This window comes from Psychrobacter sp. CAL346-MNA-CIBAN-0220, assembly GCF_040309805.1.
Lineage (GTDB): Bacteria > Pseudomonadota > Gammaproteobacteria > Pseudomonadales > Moraxellaceae > Psychrobacter.
The window spans coordinates 1-450 of the sequence record NZ_JBEOPF010000040.1 but is presented as its reverse complement, the minus strand read 5'-3'; the positions used below and the strand labels follow the sequence as shown (position 1 = coordinate 450).

Annotated in this window: 1 protein-coding gene and 1 pseudogene; both read right to left on the bottom strand. The window is 58.0% G+C overall.

Annotated elements, in window-relative coordinates; all coding sequences use genetic code 11:
- The coding region (gene rplD, locus AAEY88_RS12610; RefSeq protein WP_350562932.1) for a 50S ribosomal protein L4 at positions 1-315 on the bottom strand (315 nt) is incomplete at its 3' end.
- Between the two features lie 12 nt (positions 316-327).
- A pseudogene (gene rplC / locus AAEY88_RS12605) lies at positions 328-450 on the bottom strand (50S ribosomal protein L3); the annotation flags it as partial.

Genomic DNA, 450 nt, shown 5'->3' with positions numbered 1-450 from the left:
GCGCAGTGCTGCGCGGTACATCTTCTTGTTGAGCTTCTGAGAGTGATCCTGTGGACGAGCTGCGAAAGTGGTACCGCCGCCACGCCAGATTGGGCTACGGATAGTACCGGCACGAGCACGGCCAGTGCCTTTCTGACGCCAAGGGCGCTTACCGCCACCACGTACGTCGGAACGGGTCTTTTGCTGCTTGCTACCTTGACGGCCGCCGGCCATGTAGGCCAAGACTGCTTGGTGATCGAGCGTCTCGTTGAATTCGCCGCCAAATGTCAGTTCGGAAACTTCGATCGCTTGAGCGTCATTTACATTTAATTGCATGTCAGCTTCCCCTTAACCGCGAGCCTTGGCCGCTGGACGTACAACCAGGTTGCCGCCAGTAGCGCCAGGAACAGCACCCTTGACCAACAACAGATTGCGTTCAGCGTCGACGCGCACTACTTCGAGGGACTGCAC